This window comes from Streptomyces sp. NPDC008313, from assembly GCF_042956125.1.
Lineage (GTDB): Bacteria > Actinomycetota > Actinomycetes > Streptomycetales > Streptomycetaceae > Streptomyces.
On record NZ_JBIBFR010000011.1, the window covers coordinates 147,314 to 168,625 of the forward strand.

General features: G+C 70.2%; 16 protein-coding genes. 4 read left to right on the forward strand and 12 right to left on the reverse strand.

All coding sequences use genetic code 11. From position 1 onward, the window contains the following. Positions 1-46: 46 nt before the first annotated feature. Genes ACFY93_RS16935 through ACFY93_RS16945 form a run of 3 tightly spaced genes read right to left on the reverse strand, consistent with a single transcriptional unit; the run spans position 47 to position 3,151 of the window. On the reverse strand, positions 47-943 hold the full coding sequence (locus ACFY93_RS16935) for an ABC transporter permease subunit (protein WP_391359025.1): 897 nt from the start codon (positions 941-943) through the stop codon (positions 47-49). Between the two features lies 1 nt (position 944). Then, positions 945-1,847 (reverse strand): ABC transporter permease subunit, encoded by a 903-nt coding sequence (locus ACFY93_RS16940; RefSeq protein ID WP_391359027.1) that lies wholly within the window; start codon positions 1,845-1,847, stop codon positions 945-947. After that, the gene (locus ACFY93_RS16945; RefSeq protein WP_391359031.1) at positions 1,844-3,151 is read right to left on the reverse strand and encodes an extracellular solute-binding protein; all 1,308 of its coding nucleotides are present in this window, start codon (positions 3,149-3,151) and stop codon (positions 1,844-1,846) included. The genes ACFY93_RS16940 and ACFY93_RS16945 overlap by 4 nt, the downstream gene beginning before the upstream one ends. Positions 3,152-3,685: 534 nt before the next feature. Here ACFY93_RS16945 and ACFY93_RS16950 point away from each other — a divergent pair. Both ACFY93_RS16950 and ACFY93_RS16955 read left to right on the forward strand, forming a co-directional pair. After that, complete coding sequence (locus ACFY93_RS16950) at positions 3,686-4,714, forward strand: substrate-binding domain-containing protein (protein WP_391359033.1); 1,029 nt, start codon at positions 3,686-3,688, stop codon at positions 4,712-4,714. Positions 4,715-5,458: 744 nt separating this feature from the next. Then, positions 5,459-6,913 (forward strand): endo-1,4-beta-xylanase, encoded by a 1,455-nt coding sequence (locus ACFY93_RS16955; RefSeq protein ID WP_391359036.1) that lies wholly within the window; start codon positions 5,459-5,461, stop codon positions 6,911-6,913. Positions 6,914-7,499: 586 nt separating this feature from the next. Here ACFY93_RS16955 and ACFY93_RS16960 read toward each other — a convergent pair. Both ACFY93_RS16960 and ACFY93_RS16965 read right to left on the reverse strand, forming a co-directional pair. Then, complete coding sequence (locus ACFY93_RS16960) at positions 7,500-8,621, reverse strand: fatty acid desaturase (RefSeq protein WP_391359039.1); 1,122 nt, start codon at positions 8,619-8,621, stop codon at positions 7,500-7,502. A 7-nt stretch (positions 8,622-8,628) separates the two neighbouring features. After that, a complete protein-coding gene (locus ACFY93_RS16965) occupies positions 8,629-9,684 on the reverse strand; it encodes an FAD-binding oxidoreductase (RefSeq protein WP_391359041.1) in 1,056 nt (351 codons plus the stop codon). A gap of 85 nt (positions 9,685-9,769) precedes the next feature. Between ACFY93_RS16965 and ACFY93_RS16970 the strand changes: the two genes are divergently transcribed. Beyond that, on the forward strand, positions 9,770-10,909 hold the full coding sequence (locus ACFY93_RS16970; protein ID WP_391359045.1) for a helix-turn-helix domain-containing protein: 1,140 nt from the start codon (positions 9,770-9,772) through the stop codon (positions 10,907-10,909). 89 nt (positions 10,910-10,998) lie between these two features. Here the strand turns inward: ACFY93_RS16970 and ACFY93_RS16975 are convergent, their stop codons facing one another. The 7 genes from ACFY93_RS16975 to xylB all read right to left on the reverse strand — a co-directional run bounded on the left by ACFY93_RS16975 (position 10,999) and on the right by xylB (position 19,938). Then, the gene (locus tag ACFY93_RS16975) at positions 10,999-11,274 is read right to left on the reverse strand and encodes a DUF3253 domain-containing protein (protein WP_391359048.1); all 276 of its coding nucleotides are present in this window, start codon (positions 11,272-11,274) and stop codon (positions 10,999-11,001) included. Between the two features lie 685 nt (positions 11,275-11,959). Continuing rightward, positions 11,960-13,483 carry an aldehyde dehydrogenase family protein gene (locus ACFY93_RS16980; protein ID WP_391359051.1) on the reverse strand — a complete coding sequence of 508 codons (1,524 nt, stop codon included), beginning with the start codon at positions 13,481-13,483 and terminating at the stop codon, positions 11,960-11,962. A gap of 111 nt (positions 13,484-13,594) precedes the next feature. Continuing rightward, on the reverse strand, positions 13,595-14,911 hold the full coding sequence (locus ACFY93_RS16985; protein WP_391359054.1) for a GAF domain-containing protein: 1,317 nt from the start codon (positions 14,909-14,911) through the stop codon (positions 13,595-13,597). Positions 14,912-14,927: 16 nt separating this feature from the next. Then, the gene (locus tag ACFY93_RS16990; protein ID WP_391359057.1) at positions 14,928-15,527 is read right to left on the reverse strand and encodes an N-acetylmuramoyl-L-alanine amidase; all 600 of its coding nucleotides are present in this window, start codon (positions 15,525-15,527) and stop codon (positions 14,928-14,930) included. 74 nt (positions 15,528-15,601) lie between these two features. Next, the gene (locus ACFY93_RS16995) at positions 15,602-16,615 is read right to left on the reverse strand and encodes an acetamidase/formamidase family protein (protein WP_391359060.1); all 1,014 of its coding nucleotides are present in this window, start codon (positions 16,613-16,615) and stop codon (positions 15,602-15,604) included. Positions 16,616-17,197: 582 nt separating this feature from the next. Beyond that, on the reverse strand, positions 17,198-18,409 hold the full coding sequence (locus ACFY93_RS17000; protein ID WP_391359062.1) for an ROK family protein: 1,212 nt from the start codon (positions 18,407-18,409) through the stop codon (positions 17,198-17,200). 83 nt (positions 18,410-18,492) lie between these two features. Further along, a complete protein-coding gene (xylB, locus tag ACFY93_RS17005; RefSeq protein WP_391359065.1) occupies positions 18,493-19,938 on the reverse strand; it encodes a xylulokinase in 1,446 nt (481 codons plus the stop codon). A gap of 162 nt (positions 19,939-20,100) precedes the next feature. Here xylB and xylA point away from each other — a divergent pair, with 162 nt between their 5' ends. Beyond that, complete coding sequence (xylA, locus tag ACFY93_RS17010; protein WP_391359068.1) at positions 20,101-21,267, forward strand: xylose isomerase; 1,167 nt, start codon at positions 20,101-20,103, stop codon at positions 21,265-21,267. Positions 21,268-21,312 lie beyond the last annotated feature (45 nt).

Below are 21,312 nucleotides of genomic sequence, written 5' to 3' on the forward strand. Positions count from 1 at the left end.
TTCCTCCCACGCCCGTCAGCCCCTCGGCGGACACGGGCACGACGGGTCAACGACTGAATCCGGCGGTCAGACCGCTCAGCAACTGGCGGCGGCCGAACGCGTACAGGACGAGGACGGGCAATGTGGTGAGGACGACGGCGGCGAGAACGGCGGGAACGTTGACCCCGTACTGGCCCTGGAAGGTCCACAGCGCGAGCGGCAGCGTCCGGCGTTCCGGGCTCTGGGTGAGGACCAGCGGCAGCAGGAACCCGTTCCAGATCGTCAGCGCGTTGAAGATGGACACGGTGACGATCGCCGGCCGGGTGAGCGGCGCCGCCAGCCGCCACAGGGCAGTCCACTCGGTGGCACCGTCGACCCGCATCGAGTCGAACAGCTCCTTGGGCACGTCACGGATGAAGTTGGCGAGCACCAGCACGGACAGCGGGATGGCGAAGGCGATCGACGGAAGGATCAGCGCCAGCAGGTTGTCGTACAGGTGCATCTTGATGATGATCAAGTACACGGGGATCACCGTCGCCTGCAGCGGAATGGCCAGGCCCATGAGGAACAGCCCGTTGACCGAGCGCAGGAACCGCATGCGCCACCCGCGCACGATCGCGTAGCCGGCCATGAAGGAGATCACCACCGCGGGCACCACGGCGCCGACGGTGACCACGACACTGTTGAGGAAGTAGCGGAGGAAGTCGGACTCGATGACCAGCCGGTAGTTCTCCAGGGTCGGATCGCCCGAAGGCACCAGCGGATTGGTCGCGTAGTAGCCGCTCTGTTCCTTGAAACTGGTGATGAAGGACCAGTACAGGGGCACGGCGACGACGACGAGCCAGAGCCATCCGGCCAGACCGCCGGCCCAGTTGCGCCGACGGCGCGCCCGGCAGGGGGCGGATGGCCGCTCGCGGGGAGCGGACTTCTGCGGTCGTCGCCGCCCGGGCAGCGTGGTGGTCACGTCAGGCTCCCTCGAGTTGGCTCGCCCCGGCGTCCCGGCCGCCGAGCCGGCGCAGCAGCAGGGCCAGGGCGAGACCCACCAGGACCAGGATGACCGCGATGACGCTGGCCGGTCCCATCAGGCTGGCCTGGAAACCCCGCTTGTACATGTCCAGTGCGAGGACCCGGGTGGCGTCGCCGGGTCCGCCCTCGGTCAGCACGAAGATCAGGTCGAAGAAGGTCAGCGACCCGACCACCATCAGCGTGGACGAGGTGATCAGCGTGTACTTCAGCTGGGGCAGCGTGATGCTGAAGAACTGCCGGACGCGCCCGGCCCCGTCCAACTGCGCCGCCTCGTACAGCGACTTAGGGATCTGCTGGACGGCGCCCTGGTAGATCAGGGAGTGGAAGGGGACGAACTGCCAGGAGACGACGAAGACGACGACCCCGAACGCGAGCCCGGGGCGGCCCAGCCAGTCCTGGCTGAGCACGTCGACGTCCAGTCCGGCACCCAGGCCGAAGTTGGGGTTCAGCAGCGCCTTGTACGCGATCGCGATCGCCGCGGAGCTGAGCATCAGCGGGACGAAGTACACCACGCCCAGCACCGCACGGTAGCGCTGGTGGCCCGCCAGGAACACGCCGATCAGGATGCTCGCCGGCGTCTGGAACGCCCAGGACACGGCCATCACCAGGAACGTCACCCAGAGGGCGTGCGGCAGCCCCGGGTCGGTGAGCACCGCGCGCCAACTGGTCAGCCCCGACGGGTGGATGGCGCCGATGCCGTCCCACGTGGTGAAGCTCAGGGCGAAGACCCCGACGAGCGGGACCACGGCGAAGCCGACGAAGACCACCAGCGCCGGCGCCGCCAGCCATGGCAGGACGCTGTGCGGTTCGCGACGCGGCGGACGGTCGGTGAGCGCGCTCATGCGCCGGTGACCTCGTTGAGGTTGTCGGCGAACTGTTTCGGTGAGACGGACAGCTGGAACAGTTTGACGATGTTGTCCAGCATGGTCTCGGCGGCCGTCGGACTGAGCGCCTGGTCCCAGGACTGCCCGAACACCTTCGCCTTGCTGGCGATGTCATAGGTGAACTTCAGGAAGTCGGCGCTGTCGGACGAGGCCAGCAGCTTATCCGTGCCCAGCCGGATCGGCACCGACCCGTTGTCGATCCACTTCTTCACCTCCTCGTCCTGGAGGACGCCCGTCGCGAAGAAGTCCTTGGCCACCTTCTTCTGCTCGGCGCTCGCCTTCGAGGAGATCGACAGATACTGGGCGGGGTTGCCGACCGTGTCGCTCGGATCGCCCTTTCCGCCCTCCACCGGTGGGAAGGTCATGTACCCCAGCGCACCACTGGGGACGAACTTCTTGCCGTCGTTCTTCTGGATGCCGTACGACCAGGCGCCGTGCAGCATCATCGCGGCCTTGTCCGTGTACAGCAGCGCCTGGTCGGCGTTGGAGTCCGCGGTGATCGACGAGAAGCCCTTGACGAACCCGTGCGCCCTGACCAGCTCCTGCACCTTGGTCAGCGCCTTGATGGCGTCCGGCTGGGACCAGGCGTTCTTCTCGCCCTCGACGATCGACCGGAACAGGTCCGAACCGCCGATGCGGTCGAACAGGAACTCCAGCCACATCATGTTCGTCCAGCGGGACTGACCGCCCAGGGAGAACGGCGCTATGCCCTTCGCGTTGAACCTGGGGACCAGCGCCATGATGTCGTCCCACGACGTCGGCGGCTGCGCGCCGATCCTCTCGAAGGCCCTCCTGTTGTAGAAGAGGATGACCGGCTGCACCGTCTCGCACGGCATCGCGTAGATCTTGCCGTCGACGGTAGCCGCGCCGAACGAGGACGGGAACAGCCGTTCCTTGACGTCGGAGTGCTGGTCGAACCACGACGTGAGGTCCTCGACCTGCCCCGCCTCCACGTAGGTGCGCAGCGTCCCGCCGCCCCAGCCCCAGATGACGGTGGGCGCCTTCCCGGCGCCGATGGACGTCTTGATCTTCGTCTTGTACGCGTCGTTCTGGAAGGTCGTGTCCTTGATCTGCGTCTCGGAGTGGGCCTTGTTGAACGCGTCCACCGCGCCGGCTCTGACGCCTTCCTGCGGTTGGCCGTTCAGGTACCAGTACGTGGCCCCCTTGCCCGAGCCGGGTCCGGAGGAACCGCAGGCCGCCAGCGCCGCGGAGACCGGTACGCCGGCGGCCAGGCCAAGAAGGGTACGTCGGGAGAGCGCCATGTCTTTTCTCCGCACTCGAGAGCCAGCGGCTTCTCGTGAGTCAGGGTGAAAGGTTTTCGAAACAGCCTTCTCCAAGCTCTGTCCGTGCAAATTAGGTTTCGGGCTGACACTCTGTCAAGGGACGCGCAGATGCGTTCTGTTGGCGTGATCTTCCATGCTGTGTCTGGATGTGGCGACAGCCGCGAGGGTGCCGACAGATGCCGAAAATGTTTCGAAAAGCGTGACCGATGAGCAGGAAGGTGAAGTGATGACTGCGGCTGGGACGCGGTCGGAACGGTCATGCCGGGCAGGCGGGGCGCGGTACCGGCCCCGCACCCGGCCGATGTCCTCCTGGGCGGGACGACGGTGGCAGGGTGCGTGCGGCTCGGCGGGCCGGCCGGCCGGCACGGCCCGGGTGTGGGACGGAAGGCCTCGGCGGTCGCTTCCCGGGGCCGGGCCGGGAGCTGGGTTGCCGTACTGTTGACCGGTTCCACCCGCGTTGCCGACCCGGCCGGCGACTCACCACACCGGTGGACGTCTATGTGGGAGGAACCGATGCGACCGAACGGCAGGCGCACCACTTTGGCGGACATCGCCCGAGCGGCCGGGGTCTCCGTCGCGACCGTGTCCAAAGTGGTCAACGGCCGCGGTGACGTGGCACCGCAGACCCGCACGCGGGTGCAGGAACTGCTGCACCAGCATGACTACCTCGCCCCCGTGTTCCGCCATACCGCGGCCGCCGAAACCCCGACCATCGAGGTGCAGTTCCAGGGCGGCTTGAAGTCGTACGTGGCCGAGACGCTGGAAGGGATCATCGACTCCGCCTCCGCGTCGGGGGCTTCGGTGGTGATCAGCAAGGCGTCCCGTGCACCGCACTGGGCCCGGGATCTGGTCTCGGCCGGGCGCCGCGCCGTCATCGCGGTCACGAGCGTGTACACCACGGCGCACCTGAACGAACTGGCCCGGTCCGGGCTGCCGTTGGTCGTGCTGGACCCCCTTCACCTGCCGGACAGCCGCGTCAACAGTGTCGGGGCCACCAACTTCGCCGGCGGCCTCGCCGCGACGCGGCATCTGCTCTCCCTGGGCCACCGCCGCGTCGCCTATCTCGGCGGACCCGCCATGGCCGTGTGCAACCAGGCACGTATGCACGGCTACCGCGCCGCCATGGAGGCGGAAGGGGCCCGGGTGCCCGACGCCTACGTCCGGCCGGGAGAGTTCACCTACGAGACGGGGCTGCTCGGAGCCGCGGTGCTGTTGGACCTGCCGGAGCCACCGACGGCGGTCTTCGCGGGCAACGACGAGATCGCCGTCGGTGTCATCGAGACCGCCCGTTCGCGAGGCCTGCGCATCCCGGAAGACCTGAGTGTAGTCGGCTTCGACGACACGAGCCTCGCCCAGATGGCGTCACCGCCCCTCACCACCGTGCGCCAGCCGCTGCGGGAGATGGGCGCTGCCGCCCTGCGCATCGCCCTCCGGCTCGCCGACGGAGAGAAGGCCGACTCCCACCACATCGAACTCGCCACCGAACTCGTGGTGCGCGCCTCGACGGCGCCGCCCCCCGAGGCGTCCTCGCGGCGTGGGTGACCCCGGGCGGGCCCGGACCTTTGCCGGGTTGCCGCGTCCTGCTCCCCACGGCGGCAGGACTCGTGTCACGCCGACAGTGCGGTAGCCGGCCTGGCGCCGACCTGGTGCCGGCCCACCGACGGCGGCCGACGGCCGGGGCAGTTTCGAAAGTTTCGGTCTCGGTTCCGATGATTCGACGCCACAAGGTAGGAACCCGGGGCCTCGCGGTCAAGGTCTGCCGCTGATCTGTCCACAAACAGCTCCTGTCTCCGTAGGTCCTCGGACGCCTGGGACGGCACGATCGCGTGGTCGCCCGCGGATGCCGCTTGCCGGTCAGATGTGGCCGTGGGTAGGGGAGAAGCGGAAAACGGCGTTGGTACGCCCACCCTCATGGCGTCGCGGCACGCGTCGTCGGCGCGCCCGGAAGCCCGCCTTCCTCTGGCTGGAACGGCCGTTGAAAGTTTCGGGACAGGAACCGAAACTTATTCCGTAGAGAGTATTGACGAGCCGTTGCCGATGCCTCGATCATCCCTGTCTGAGAAACCGGTCACAGTTCGCGATCTCGAACATGCGGGTGGGTGCCCATGGTGTCGCACGGCAGAACCACGCACGGCCGAGGGGGATGGACCGGTCCCCTGACCGCGCCGTCCGGTGATTCCGTGCCGCCCGGGTTCTCACCCGCCCCGTCCGTCGGCCGAGTGGGAGCGGACGACGTGTACCCCTGCGCTCCAGTCCTTCCGTAGTCCCTACCTTGGAGGCACAGTCATGGGCTCTTACGCCCTTCCCAGACCTCATCTACGCCGGAGGGTGCGTGGCCTGCTGCTGGCGCTGGTCGTCGGCGCCCTCGGCACGGCCACCGCACTGGCCGCGCCGCCGAGCGCCCACGCCGCCGAGAACACGCTCGGTGCCGCGGCGGCGCAGAGCGGCCGCTACTTCGGCACCGCCATCGCCTCGGGCAAACTGGGCGACTCGGCGTACACCTCGATCGCGTCCCGTGAGTTCAACATGGTGACGGCCGAGAACGAGATGAAGATCGACGCCACCGAGCCGCAGCGGGGCCAGTTCAACTTCAGCAGCGCCGACCGCATCTACAACTGGGCGGTGCAGAACGGCAAGCAGGTGCGCGGCCACACCCTGGCCTGGTACTCCCAGCAGCCCGGCTGGATGCAGAGCCTGAGTGGCAGCTCGCTGCGCCAGGCGATGATCGACCACATCAACGGCGTGATGGCCCACTACAAGGGCAAGATCGCGCAGTGGGACGTCGTGAACGAGGCCTTCGCCGACGGCAACTCGGGCGGCCGCCGAGACTCCAACCTGCAGCGCACCGGCAACGACTGGATCGAGGTCGCCTTCCGCACCGCGCGTGCCGCCGACCCGTCCGCCAAGCTCTGCTACAACGACTACAACATCGAGAACTGGAACTGGGCCAAGACCCAGGGCGTGTACAACATGGTCCGCGACTTCAAGTCGCGCGGCGTGCCGATCGACTGCGTCGGCTTCCAGTCGCACTTCAACAGCGGCAGCCCCTACGACAGCAACTTCCGCATCACGCTGCAGAACTTCGCCGCTCTCGGTGTGGACGTGGCCATCACCGAGCTCGACATCCAGGGCGCCTCGGCCTCGACCTACGCCAACGTGGTCAACGACTGCCTGGCCGTCTCGCGCTGCCTCGGCATCACGGTCTGGGGTGTGCGGGACAGCGACTCGTGGCGCTCCGACCAGTCGCCGCTGCTGTTCGACAACAACGGCAACAAGAAGGCGGCCTACACCTCCGTCCTGAACGCCCTCAACAGCGGCTCGGGCGACGGTGGTGACCCCGGCGACCCCGGTGACGGCGGCCAGAGCGGACAGCTCAAGGGCGTCGGTTCGGGCCGTTGCGTGGACGTACCCAACTCCAGCACCTCGGACGGCACCGCGGTCCAGCTGTACGACTGCCACAGCGCCGGCAACCAGACGTGGGAGAGCACCTCCGCGGGTGAGCTGCGGGTGTACGGCAACAAGTGTCTTGACGCCGCCGGCACCGGCAACGGCGCCAAGATCCAGATCTACAGCTGCTGGGGCGGCGACAACCAGAAGTGGCGTCTCAACTCCGACGGTTCCATCGTCGGCGTCCAGTCCGGACTCTGCCTCGACGCCGTGGGAGCCGGCACCGGCAACGGCACCCAGCTCCAGCTCTACTCCTGCACCAACGGCAGCAACCAGCGCTGGACCCTCACCTGAGGGAACCTGCCACGGCGGACGAAGGGGCGAAGCGTCGAAGCCCTGAGGCGCGGCTCCCGCGCCCGTCCAGGCAGACATCACCGGTGACCCGCCGGGGCCGCCGCCGTCACGGCGGCGGCCCTCGCGGCCGGCACACTCACCGCGGTGATCCGGTGCCCTCCCGCCGAGGGGCGACGGGAGGGCACCACTGCCTGGCCCGGGAGGGCACCACTGCCTGGCCCTAGAAGAAGCCGAGTTTCCGAGGGCTGTAGGAACAGAGGATGTTCTTCGTCTGCTGGTGGTACACGCTCACCGCCGCCTCTGACCTGCGGCAAAGGGTGGATTCGTCTGCCGTTGTGCCGAGTTGGTCCGCGCCTGGTCCGGATCTCGGTGCGTGATCCGTGGTGTCGGCGTGCGAGTCCAGCGGTACGACATGGCACGCCGGACGCGCACGACACTGGGTCCCCGGTAACCCCGGTGGCCGCGGGCGGAAGAGCTCGGGCCTCCGGTGCGCCGAGCCCGGCGAGGCCGACGGTACGGGCCGCGAAGGCGCCGCGAGACCGTCGGCGCAACGCTTTCTGGCGAGGCGGCTCCGCCATACCGGGTATCAGGCCGCGACGAGCTCATGCTCGCGGGCCGGCGTCTGGACCGTGGGCTTCTTCTTGTTGGGCAGCGAGAGCCGGAAGACCTTGCGCCACGCGGAGAACACCTGCTGGGGCAGCGGCCCGGTGACGTACTCCAGCTCGTACTTCTCGAACAGCGCGCGCACCTTCACCGCGACCTCGGCGTAGCGGTTGCTCGGCAGGTCCGGGAACAGGTGGTGCTCGATCTGGTGCGAGAGGTTGCCGGTCATGAAGTGCATGGCCTTGCTGCCGCTGATGTTGGCCGAGCCCATCATCTGGCGCAGGTACCACTGGCCGCGCGTCTCGCCCTTGATCGACCGGCGCTCGAAGACCTGCACGCCCTCGGGGAAGTGCCCGCACATGATCACCGAGTGGGACCAGAGGTTGCGGACCAGGTTCGCGGTGAACGTGGCGGCGAGGGTGGGGAGGAACGACGGGCCCGACATCAGCGGGTGGATCACGTAGTCCTTGAGTACCTGCTTACGGATCTTCCGGCCCACGGCCTTGGCCCGCGCGCGGAACTCGGGGTTCTTGCGGCGGCGCTTGTGCAGGTTCTTGCCGAGCTCCAGGTCGTACGCCGCGATGCCGTACTCGAAGAAGCAGGCGTTGATGAAGTTCCACAGCGGCTGGCCGACGTGGAACGGGTGCCACTTCTGGTCCTCGTCGACGCGCATGATGCCGTAGCCGAGGTCGTTGTCCTTGCCGATCACGTTGGTGTACGTGTGGTGCAGCTCGTTGTGCGAGTGCTTCCACTGGTCGGCCGGCGAGACGTGGTCCCACTCCCAGGTGGTGGAGTGGATCTTCGGGTCGCGCATCCAGTCCCACTGGCCGTGCAGGATGTTGTGGCCGATCTCCATGTTGTCCATGATCTTCGCCACAGACAGACCGGCGGTGCCGAGCAGCCACGCGGGCGGGAAGAGCGAGAACAGCAGTACGCCCCGGCTGGCCAGCTCGAGCTTGCGCTGCGCCGAGATGACCTTGCGGATGTAGGCGGCGTCTTTCTCGCCCCGGCCGGCGGTCACCTCGTCGCGGATCGCGTCCAGCTCGCGGCCGAGCTCCTCGATCTGCTCCGCGGTCAGGTGGGCGGTGGGGTCGATGGCGGTCAAGGTGCTCCTACCGTTCGATGTCGCAGGGGCCCGCGGCGGCGGACACACAGGTCTGGATGAGGACGCCCGGCTCGGCCTCGGTGATCTCGCCGGTGCGCAGGTCGCGGACTGCGCCGGCCTTGAGCGGCGTGACGCAGCCGAAGCAGATGCCCATACGGCACCCGGAGGGCATGAGCACGCCGGCCTCCTCGCCGACGTCCAGCAACGGCGTGGCGCCGTCCGCGTCGACGGTCTTGCCGGTAGTGCTGAACGTGACCTCGCCGCCGTCGCCGGCGGCGACGACGCTGGGACGGAAGCGTTCGGTGTGCAGTCGCTCCGGGACGCCGTGATCGCTCCAGTTCTTCTCGGCGGCGTCGAGCAGGCCCGCGGGCCCGCAGGCCCAGGTCTCGCGCTCGGCCCAGTCGGGCACGAGTTCGTCGAGACGGGCGATGTCGAGCATGCCGTCGGTGTCGGTGTGCACCTCAGTGAGCCGCAGCTTCTTGTCCGCGACCAGTTCATGCAGTTCGCTGCGGAAGATCACGTCCTGCGGCTGCGGCGCGCAGTGAACCATGACGACGTCGTCGAACTCGGTGTTGCGCAGCATGCCCATCACGGGCGTGATGCCGCTGCCGGCCGTCAGGTAGAGCACCTTGGCGGGCTTGGCCTGCGGCAGCACGAAGTCACCGGTCGCCTGGTCGAGCTGGATCAGCGTGCCGGGTGTCGCCCGGCGGACCAGGTGGTTGCTGACCTTGCCGTCCGGGATCGCCTTCACGGTGATCGTGACGCGGCCGTCCTGGCGGTGTGTCGGTGAGGTGAGGGAGTAGGCACGCCACAGGCGCACCCCGTCGACGTCGACCCCGATCCGCACGTACTGGCCGGCTGTGTGGCCGCGCCAGCCCCGTCCCGGCCTGATCACGACAGTCGCCGCGTCACCCGTCTCGGGGTGCACGGCCTCGATGCGCCCACGCAGGTCAGCGCCCGCACGCAGCGGGCTGACCAGGTCGAGGTAGTCCGACGGCAGCAGCGGCGTCGTGACCATCTCCAGCAGTTTCCACGCCCTGCTGCGAAAGGCTGCACTCGTCATGACTCCAGCTTGCTGCGCCTCTGCGCGTAAAGTCCTGACCGCACGATGTGAATCTGGTCGCCTAAATTGTTCGCAGGAAACAAATATGAGCCATGCAGTCCAGAGGGCCAGCGAACTGGCCCTGGACGAGAGGACGGTAACCGCACTGCGGGCCGCGCTGAGGACCACCGCCGACGAGGTCGTCCAGGCGATCATCGACGAGGTCCCTCCCTATGCCAATGCCCTTTCGGGCAGCATGGGCGGCACCATCCGCCGAGCCGTCCGCACCGCCCTGGGGCACTACCTGGACCTCGCGAGCGGGAACGCCACCGGGGGTGATGCCGGCGACGCCGCCTACGAGCTGGGCCGGGGCGAGGTGCGCGACGGCCGTTCGATGGACGCCCTGCTCAGCGCCTACCGCGTCGGCGCGCGCGTGGCCTGGCGATGCCTGGCAGCAGGTGCCGTACCCGCAGGTCTACCCGCCGCCGAGGTCGCCAAGTTCGCCGAGCTGACCTTCGCCTACATCGACGAGCTCTCCGCCGCGAGCGCCGCGGGCCACGCCGACGAACTGGCCGCCCAGGGCCGGGCCCAGGAGCGCCACCTGGAACAACTGGCCCGCGACCTCCTCGCCGGCGCGAGCCCGGACGGACTGCTTGTGTCGGCTCAACGGGCCGGGTGGCAGCCTCCGGTTTCGCTGACCGCGGTCCTGCTGCCCGCCGCCCAGGCCCGGCCTGCCTACCGCGTGCTCGACCCGAGCACCCTCGTCCTCGACGATCTGCCGGACGCCGCCGGTGTGCTGCTCGTCCCCGATGCCGACCGATCACATCTCATGCGACAGCTGACCGACCGCACCGCTGTGGTGGGCCCGGCCCGACCGTGGACGCGTGTGTCGGCCTCGTACGCACGAGCCGTACGCGCGCGCTCCCTCTCCGCCGACATCCGCGACACCGAGGAGCACCTGTCCGAGCTGGTGCTGAGCGCCGACATGGACGCTTTCGTGGACCTGCGTGCCCGAGCCCTCGCACCGTTGCGGACCTTGCCCGACGCGACCGCGCGGCGGCTGGAGGAGACGTTGCGGGCGTGGCTGCTGCACCAGGGCAGGCGGGACGAGGTGGCGGCGGCGTTGTTCGTCCATCCCCAGACCGTCCGGTACCGGATGTCGCAGGTGCGGGAGCTGTTCCCAGATCTCGCATCACCGCATCGGGTCCTCGAACTGACGCTGGCGGTCGGTCTTCGGGGCAGGTGACGCGTTCCTCGACCGTACACGGCCACATCCGGGGACGGTCCAGGAATCGTGCCTCAGCCGTGTTCGCCCCTGGAGGTGCCCGGCTGCCGCTACCGACGCGCGCGCCGAATACGTACGGGCCCGCGCGTCTCCGTCTCCACGACGGGCCGGCCGCCCTGCGTCACCTCGACCTCGCCGTCGTTCACCAGACGCCATGCCGCGCGGCGGGCCGGTTCCATCAGGGCCCGCCAGCCGTCGTCGTCACCCTCATAGACCGCGCGCGCCGCCTCGGACGGACAGATCGACGCGGTGTCGGTACGGCGCTCCAGCAGGCTCATGATGGCCTTCTCCAGCCGTTGACCGAGCTGCCGGTCCGTCTCTTCCATGCGATCCAGTGTGCCGGAGGGCCCGGATCTTCCCTGTGGTGACACGTGTGTGACATGTGAGGACCCACGTCGGCTTGCTGCAGTGGGGCGTCGTCGTGTTGCTCATGACGGATCGGGGCTTGCACTGGAGGCTCCGTCGTACTCCGGCTCGCCGCTCTCGAGTTCACGGAGGAGCGATGCCGTGCCACGTGGGCTGTGCGGCCTATAGCAAGCGGCGTCATCAGCGTCGTGAACGGGAACACGCCGGGCAGCCAACGGCTCTGTTCGTGCTGCGAGTTCGGGGCGGGCTTCCTCGCGGCGGCCTTCTTGCTCGGCCCTTCAGGGCTGACCTTCCCGTGATCTTCGGCAGCGTATGGACGTCGGCAGGCCCCCTCGCCGCGAGGAGCCTTCGCTCGCAATGCGGATTCGTTCAGGGCGGTCATGAGGTCGAAGAGCTCTCCCTGAGCTGTCGGCGGTTCGGGCGTTGCTTCCGGGTAGCGGCAGGTCGCTGCGCCCGCGACATCACACACCACCCGGGCGGCTCGCGGCGTGACGTCCCCAGGCGCTACTTGGTCCGCGACAGGTCCGGCGGATTCCCGCTCGGGCGGCAGACGGTAACTGTGAGGATTCAATTGATTATCTTCGGTGTCTGCGAGCGTGGTTGCCTGGAGCGGAGGAACGCCTCCAGGCAACCCGACTTCAGGCTCTAGAAGAAGCCAAGTTTCCGAGGGCTGTAGGAACAGAGGATGTTCTTCGTCTGCTGGTAGTGGTCCAGCATCATCTTGTGGTTCTCCCGCCCGATGCCGGAGCCCTTGTAGCCGCCGAAGGCGGCGTGTGCCGGGTAGGCGTGGTAGCAGTTGGTCCAGACGCGGCCCGCCTGGATGGCACGGCCCGCGCGGTAGGCCGTGTTGATGTCCCTCGTCCAGACGCCGGCCCCGAGTCCGTACAGCGTGTCGTTGGCGATCTTGATGGCGTCGTCGAAGTCACCGAACGGCGTCACCGAGACGACCGGGCCGAAGATCTCCTCCTGGAAGATCCGCATTCGGTTGTTGCCCTCGAAAATGGTCGGCTGGACGTAGTAGCCGCCCTGCAATTCACCCCCGTGCTCCACGCGTTCGCCGCCGGTGAGGACCTTGGCGCCCTCCTTCCGGCCGATGTCGAGGTAGGAGAGGATCTTCTCCAACTGGTCCTGGGAGGCCTGCGCGCCGATCATCGTGTCCGTGTCGAGCGGGTGGCCTGTCGTGATCAGTTCGGTACGGGCGACGGCCGCCTCCATGAAGGCGCCGTAATGGCCTTGCTGGACCAGCGCCCGGGACGGGCAGGTGCACACCTCGCCCTGGTTGAGCGCGAACATCGTGAAGCCTTCGAGTGCCTTGTCCCGGAGGTCGTCGTCCACCGACCAGACGTCCTCGAAGAAGATGTTCGGGGACTTGCCGCCGAGTTCGAGCGTCACCGGGGTGATGTTCTGCGAGGCGTACTGCATGATCAGCCGCCCCGTCGTGGTCTCGCCCGTGAACGCCACCTTCGCCACCCGCGGACTGGACGCCAGTGGCTTGCCCGCCTCGATCCCGAACCCGTTGACGATGTTGACGACCCCCGGCGGCAGCAGATCGGCGACCAGGCTCATCCAGAGGTGGATGGACGCCGGGGTCTGCTCGGCGGGCTTGAGGACGACCGCGTTGCCCGCGGCGAGCGCGGGAGCGAGCTTCCAGGTCGCCATCAGAAGGGGGAAGTTCCACGGGATGATCTGCGCCACGACACCGAGCGGCTCGTGGAAGTGGTACGCGACGGTGTCGGCGTCGACCTCGCCCAGCGAACCCTCCTGCGCCCGGACCGCGCCCGCGAAGTAGCGGAAGTGGTCGACGGCGAGCGGGATGTCGGCGGCCAGCGTCTCCCGTACCGGCTTGCCGTTCTCCCAGCTCTCGGCGACCGCGAGCTTCTCCAGGTTCGCCTCCATGCGGTCGGCGATCCGAAGCAGCACGTCGGAGCGCTCGGCCGCCGACGCACGTCCCCAGGCGGGGGCCGCCGCGTGGGCGGCGTCCAGAGCACGCTCCACGTCCTCGGCGGTACCCCGGGCGATCTCCGCGAACGGCTGCCCGTTCACCGGAGTCGGGTTCTCGAAGTACTGCCCGCGGGCCGGCGGCACGTACTCACCGCCGATGAAGTGGTCGTAGCGCGTCTGGTAGGTGACGATCGCGCCGTCGGTGCCGGGCGCTGCGTAACGGGTCATGTCTGCCTGCCTCCCGCTGCGGGCCGCCCGCCGTCGGGCAGCTCTCGCCGAGAGGCTAGGAACCCGGACGTTGCGACGACGTTGCGCACGGCCCCTGGCCCGCGACCTACCTCACGGGAGTGCGTGCTCGTGCCCGCGATCCTGTCCGCGAAGGGTCGAGCGGGGCCTGCCGGGGAGTGCGGACAGCTCGGACTCCAGCTCGGCCAGCCGCTGCCGCACGGCCGCCGAGGGGCGCGTCGCGGCCAGCGCCCGCCAGACGTCGAGGTCGTCCTCGCCCCATGGAGCGTGCGCCCACTCCGCCAGCAGCTCCGGATCGGGGCGGGCGACGAGCGCGGCCCGCAGCCCGTCGGAGAGCCGGCGCCGCGTCCGCACCACCGCCGGCGCCCCCGAACCGGGCAGCAGGGGACCGGCGTACGCCCGCAGGGCCGCCGCCACCGCACCAGCCGCGAGCCGCCGCTCCACCACCGCCACGTCGGACTCGACCGGGTGCGCGAAACGGTACGGACGGCTGCTCAGCAGGCCGGGTCCGAGCAACCTGCGCAGGCGGGTCAGCTCGGCGCGCAGGGTCACCGGCGTGACCGACTCGTCCTCGTACAACGCGCACAGCAGCTCGTCGCCCGTCAGTCCCTCCGGATGCCTCGCCAGCAGAACCAGGATCTCGCTGTGTCTGCGGCTCAGCCTGATCCGCCGCCCGCCCACCGTCAACCGCGCCTCGTCGCGTCCCAGCGCGGCCAGTTCGGGCACGTCCGCGGTGGCAGGTGCCGGCGCCGGTGCGAGCAACGCCAGCTGCGACTCTGCGGCGCGCGCGACCGCCTGGACGAAACCCAGACTGTGCGGATGCGCGAGTCCGTCCCCGCCGGTGATGTCCACGGCGCCGAGCACCCGCCCGGTGCGCGGATCGTGGACGGGCGCCGCCGCGCAGGTCCAGGGCTGCACGCACCGGATGAAGTGCTCGGCGGCGAACACCTGGACGGGCCGGTCCACAGCCACCGCCGTCCCCGGCGCGTTCGTGCCGACGGACGCCTCCGCCCAGCGCGCGCCCGGAACGAAGTTCATCCGGTCCGCCCGCCGACGCGTCGCGGGATGCCCCTCGACCCACAGGAGCCTGCCCTGCGCGTCGCAGACCGCCAGCAGGTGCTCGCCGTCCGCCGCGAACGTCCCCATGAGCTCCCGGAACAGCGGCATCACCCGGGCCAGCGGATGCTCCGCCCGGTACGTTCCTAGGACGCCGTCCGTCAGCTCGACATCCGCGGTGCCGTCCGGGCCGACCCCCGCTCGCGCCGACCGCCGCCACGAGTCCGCCACCACCGCTCGCACCGGCCGCGGCACGGTCCCCGCCTCGGTGAACGTCTCGTGCGCGCGTCGCAGGAGCCGGACCCGCTCGGCGGGATCGGCGCCCGGCTCCAGCGCCACCCATGGATCGCTCAACCCGGGCTCCTTTTGGTCAGGCGAAGTTGACGAGCCTTATGTAGCGGACCCAGTCCCAGTTCGGTCCCGGGTCCGTGTGGTCGGTCCCCGGCACCTCGTAGTGCCCGATGATGTGCGCGCGGTCCTTCACGATGCCGTAGCGGTCGCAGATCGACGCGGTGAGCTTGGCGGACTGCTCGTAGAGCGCGTTGGTGAAGTAGGCCGGCTGGTCCACCCAGCCCTCGTGCTCGATGCCGACGCTGCGCGTGTTGTAGTCCCAGTTCCCCGCGTGCCAGGCGACGTTGCGCTCCCGGACGCACTGCGCGACATGGCCGTCCGCCGAGCGCACGACGTAGTGCGCGGACACGCTCTTCTGGGGGTTCTGGAAGATGGCCAGGGTGTCGGTGAAGGTCTCCTGCGTGACGTGGATGACCACGCGGTCGATGCGGTAGCTCGTCGGACGGCTGGAGGACGTGTAGTTGGAGGTGCTGGCGCCGACCCATTCCGCGGCGGGGTAGTCGACGGCCTGGGCCCGCGCGTCGGCGCGCCCTTCGGGTAGTAACGCGAAGGGAATGGCCGCGACCGCCGCGCCCTTGAGCACGCGTCGCCTGCTCGGAAGCGATCTGTCCCGCTTCATGGCATGTCCGCCTTTCGTGGGGGTGGGTTGCCGGAGCGCGGTGCGTCCCGGTGCGGCGGGCCGAAGCCGTCGGCTCAGGTCCGAAGCGCTGCCGCCGTCTCACTCAGCCGTGCGTGCAGCCCTCGATGGGTCTCCCGCGAGGGCAGCCACTCCTTGCGGAGTTTGGCGACACACGTGTAGTTGGTGTCGCAGACGTTGGCCAGCGGCGACTCGACCGCCTGGGTGGCGAACTGGTACGCGTCCAGTTCGCTGAACCCGTAGTCGCGCACCAGCCAGCGCACCAGGTCGAGCTGGGATATGCGGAAGGCGTCCTCGAGCGGGCGTGCCGAGCCGGTGGAGATGATGTGCGTGTCGGACTCGATACGCGGCCAGGGGGTCGCGATCCCCTTGAGCAGCTCGACGATCACCACGGTGTTCATGGCGCACTCGACGGCGACCCCGCACGTCTCGCCCTCGCCCTGACGTGCGTGTCCGTCGCCCAGGCTCAGCAGCGCGCCCTCGACGTTCACCCCCAGGTAGCAGGTGACGCCGGCCCGCATCTCCGGGGTGTCCATGTTGCCGCCGTGGGCGTCGGGCACGAGGGCCGAGCGCACCTCCAGATTGGCGGGAGCGACGCCCACGGTGCCGTGCATCGGGTCCATCGGCAGCTCCAGCCGCATGTCGCTGTCGCGCGCCGTGAACAGCGCGGTCCGCCGCTGCCGGTCGAGCTGCCAGATCCACACGGTCTCCGGCAGTGGCGGCTGGAGCGTGGCCGTGGTGTGCGTCGAGGTGAGCGCCCCGAACAGCGGGACCGTCGTCGAGGCGGCCCAGTCGCGGGCCGGTTCGATCGACACGAAGTGCACGGCGACCGTGTCACCCGGTTCGGCGCCTTCGACGTGGAAAGGACCCGTCTGCGGATTGAGGAACGGGAACTCGCACACCTCCGACACCAAATCCTTCTCGGAACGGACCCGGCCGGCGAAGCAGTCCTCCGTGTAGAGGTCGAGGACCGTGCCCGGTGCGATCCGGGCGACGGGCGGGGCGCCGCCGAACGTCCAGGCGTAGTCGCCGGGGCCGGGACGCACGGTCAGGACGCGGGGGTCGCTCATGCGCTCACCGTTCCTCTCGGTCGAAGGGCGGGCGTCCCGGGTCGCCCGGAAGGACGCGTGGGTCTCTCGTACGCGCCGGGGACGGGCGGGATACCGGCGTAACCGGTCCCACGTCACCGAGCATCATCCAGGCGCCGGCCACGGATCCCGTGCAGGACACGGGCTCGGGCGGCCCGGATGCCACCTCCGCCACCGGCCGTTCGGCGGGTGTCCGCCGGGCCGCCGGCCGCGCCCGCCGGCCCCGCCCGGCGGACACCCCGGCCCTGGGCGGGGCGGACGCGGACAACGGATCTACGACCGGCATGTGAACCCCCCGACTGGCCCCGGCACACAGCCACCGGCTCGATGGCTGCGCCTCGCGTGAATCACGTTACGGCGCTTGCCGGTTGGGCTGGAAGAGCACGGCGCGCTTCCGTGGACGACGAGCCGCTTGTGCACAACTCGCTCACCCGCCCGAGGGATGACGGGACATCAGGACAGCACGCGCCGCAAGAACAGCGGCCCCGTAGGAACCCGTAAGAACTGTGCCTCCGGAGAAGCAGTTCCTCCGTGGGGTGTGCGCGGTAGCGGTAGCGGCCGCGGCTACGAACGACCCGCCACGGCCGCCGCCGGGTCGTCGAGCACCGCCCGTACCACGGAGTGCGCGGCACCGAGGAGCGGTCCCTGTGGCCCCAGCCGTGAGACGGACACCGCGCAGGCGGGACCCGCGGTGCGCCGGGCCAGCTCCCGTTCCAGCGAGGGCAGCAGCCACGGCGCGAGGCCGGAGAGGGCGCCGCCCAGGACGACGGCCTCGGGGTCGAGCAGGTTGACCGCGCCGGTCAGTGCGATGCCCAGGGCCGTTCCGGCTCCGCGCAGCGCACGTCGGACGTCCTTGTCACCGTGACCGGCCCGCTCGGCCAGCAGTCCCACCCGGTCCTCGCCCGGCTCCAGGCCGGCCGCGCGCATCACGGCCTCCTCACCCGCGTACTGTTCGAGGCAGCCGCGCCCGCCGCAGACGCACTCCGGCCCCTCGGGGCGGACGGGAACGTGTCCCAGCTCGCCAGCGAACCCCCGCGTGCCGCGCAACAGGCGGCCGTCCACGACGACCGCCGCGCCGATGCCGATCTCGGCCGACACGTGCAGGAAGTCGTGCGGCGTCGCCTCGCCGAGCCACAGCTCCGCGAGGCCGCCGAAGTTGGCCTCGTTGTCCACGGTCAGCGGTATGTCGAAGGGAAGCAGCGCACCCACGTCCGTGTCGTGCCAGTCGAGGTTGGGGGCGCGGACCACGGTGCGCGCGTCGCGTGCCACCAGGCCGGGGACGGCGACCGCGAGCCCCGCCGGCCACAGTCCCGCCTCCTCCGCCTCGCCGATCACCCGGCGCACCAGCTCGGTCAGTTCCCCGATCACCGGTCCGGGTGCCCGGCCGCGGTTCGTGCCGTGCCGGACCGCGCGGGCGCGCACCTCACCCCTCAGGTCCACCACGCAGACCGCGAGACGGTCGACGCCGATCTCCGCGCCTATCCCGGCGGGCCCCCGCCCGCTGACGGCGAGCGCCGATCCGGGGCGCCCCACCCGGTTGGGACGCTCCGGGCCCAACTCGTCGAGCAGCCCCGAACGGATCAGTTCGTCCACCAGCGTGGAGACGGCCGCCCGGGTCAGCCCGATCCGGGAGGCGACGGCGGCCCGTGACAGCGGTCCCTCGGCGCTGACGGTGTGCATGACCCGGGAGAGGTTGCGCCGGCGCATGCCCTGCTGGGTGTCGGGGAGCCGGCGTCCGGGACTGGTCGGATGTGCCTCGTGCAGCGGTGCGGTCATGCCTCCGTCAGTCCTCGTCCGGCCGGCCCCCACAGGGCTGTCCTGGTCCGTGCGGTCTCCCCGTCGTGGCGGGGCCGCCCGCGTCAGCGCGTGTCCGGCTCCCGCTCCAGCAGCGGGGCCGCGTCGGAGAGTACCCCGGTGATCCTCGCCAGCGTCGCCTCGTCCCGCTCCACGGCGTCGAGCACCGGCCCGCGCGCCGTGTTCCAGCGCCGTGCGACGGCCGCCGGGTCCTCGCCGGTCAGCAGGCCCGCGGCCTGCGCGGCGGCGCCGAGGGCGACGAGCTCCTTGGCCTCGGGGATCCGGACCGGCCGTCCCGACAGCCGGCTCACGGTCTGCTGCCAGGCCCTTCCCCGGGCGCCACCGCCGATGAGCAGCAGCGGAGCCGAGCGGTCCGCTTCCGCGTCGAGGACCAGGTCGAGGGCGCCCAGCAGCGAGTGGACCGCACCGTCGTAGGCGGCCTGCAGGAGCTGTCCGGCCGTGGTGTCGTGGCGCAGACCGTGCAGCAGTCCGGAGGCGTGCGGGAGATCCGGGGTGCGCTCGCCGTCGAGGTAGGGGAGCAGCGTGACCCCGTCGCCGGGCTCGACGGCCTCGCGGTCCAGGCCGAGCAGCGCGGCGACGCGGTCGACGGCGAGTGTGCAGTTCAGGGTGCAGGACAGCGGCAGCCAGTCGCCGCGGGCATCGGCGAAAACCGCCACGGTGCCGGTCGGGTCGGCGGGGCGGCGCGTGGAGACGGCGTACACCGTGCCAGAGGTGCCCAGGCTCAGAACGGGCGTGCCGGGAAGCAGTCCGAGCCCCAGTGCGGCGGCGGCGTTGTCACCGGTGCCGGGAGCGACCAGCGTGCCCCTGGAGAAGGGCAGCTCGCCGCTGTCCCGCACCGTCCCGGCGACTTCGCCGGGCCGTACGACGCGGGGGAGGAGGGCGGGGTCGAGCCCCACATGCCCGAGCACCTCCTCGTCGTAGGCCTCGGTCGCGGACGCCCACCAGCCCGTGCCGGAGGCGTCGCCGCGGTCGGTCGTGCCCTGGCCGGTCAGGCGCTCGGTGAGGTAGTCGTGGGGCAGGCGGACGGCGGCGGTCGCACGGACGGCGTCGGGCTCGTGCTGCGCGAGCCACGCCCACTTCGTGACGGTGAAGGACGGGCCCGGGACGCTGCCGGCCCGTTCGGCCCACGCCTTGGCGCCGCCCAGCTCCTCCACCAGCCGACGGGCCTGCGGCGCGGAGCGCACGTCGTTCCACAGCAGGGCCGGGCGCACCGGCTCGCCCCGCGAATCCAGCGTGACCAGCCCGTGCTGCTGGCCGCCGATCGAGACGGCCGCTGCCTCGCGGGCGGCGTCGCCGCACTGGTGGAGCGCCTCGCGGAGCGCGTCCCACCACTGCCGCGGATCGCTCTCGCGGCCTGCTCCGCCGGACACGGTGTGCGGCGCCTGCCCGCTCGCCACCACCCGTCCGGACGACGCGTCGACCACCAGGGCCTTGGTGGACTGTGTGGATGTGTCCACACCGACGACGAGCGGACCCTCGGCTGCTGACATCGGGCTCTCCCTCTTCCGCGGCTCCGCGGTTTCCGGCGTTTTCTCGGGTTCCCCGGGCCACATCGGTCCAGGTTTCGCACCCCGTGTCTTCCCAGAGGCGCGTTCGCATACTAATTTGTTAAGCGCCATGACGAAATAGTCCGAGCAGCAAGGAGTCGCGGCATGAACTACCAGCCCACCCCCGATGACAGGTTCACCTTCGGCCTGTGGACCGTCGGCTGGCAGGGAAGGGACCCGTTCGGCGACGCCACTCGGCCCGCCCTGGACCCGGTCGAGTCGGTGCAGCGCCTGGCCGAGCTCGGCGCCTACGGAGTGACCTTCCACGACGACGACCTGATCCCCTTCGGCTCCTCGGAGACCGAGCGCGAGTCGCACATCAAGCGGTTCCGGCAGGCCCTCGACGCGACCGGCCTGACCGTGCCCATGGCCACCACCAACCTCTTCACCCACCCCGTCTTCAAGGACGGCGCCTTCACGGCCAACGACCGTGACGTGCGTCGCTACGCCCTGCGCAAGACGATCCGCAACATCGACCTGGCCGTCGAACTCGGCGCCCGGACGTATGTCGCCTGGGGCGGTCGGGAAGGGGCCGAGTCCGGCGCCGCCAAGGACGTGCGCGTCGCGCTCGACCGCATGAAGGAGGCCTTCGACCTGCTGGGCGAGTACGTGACGTCCCAGGGGTACGACCTCCGCTTCGCGATCGAGCCCAAGCCGAACGAGCCGCGCGGCGACATCCTGCTGCCCACGGTCGGCCACGCCCTCGCGTTCATCGAGCGCCTGGAGCGTCCCGAGATGTACGGCGTCAACCCCGAGGTCGGGCACGAGCAGATGGCGGGGCTCAACTTCCCGCACGGAATCGCGCAGGCCCTGTGGGCGGGCAAGCTCTTCCACATCGACCTCAACGGCCAGTCCGGTATCAAGTACGACCAGGACCTGCGCTTCGGGGCCGGTGACCTCAGGGCCGCGTTCTGGCTCGTCGACCTCCTGGAGACGGCCGGCTACGAGGGGCCGAAGCACTTCGACTTCAAGCCGCCGCGGACCGAGGACTTCGACGGCGTCTGGGCGTCGGCCGAGGGCTGCATGCGCAACTACCTGATGCTGCGGGAACGCGCGGCCGCCTTCCGCGCCGACCCCGAGGTGCAGGAGGCGCTGCGCGCCTCGCGTCTCGACGAGCTGGCCCAGCCCACCGCCGCGGACGGCCTGCCGGCACTGCTCGCGGACCGCGGGGCCTTCGAGGACTTCGACGTGGACGCGGCCGCCGAGCGCGGTATGGCGTTCGAGCGTCTGGACCAGCTGGCGATGGACCACCTGCTGGGGGCGCGCGGCTGATCACTCACACCGGCCGGGGTGCGCCGGTCCGTCCCCTCTCGGGCC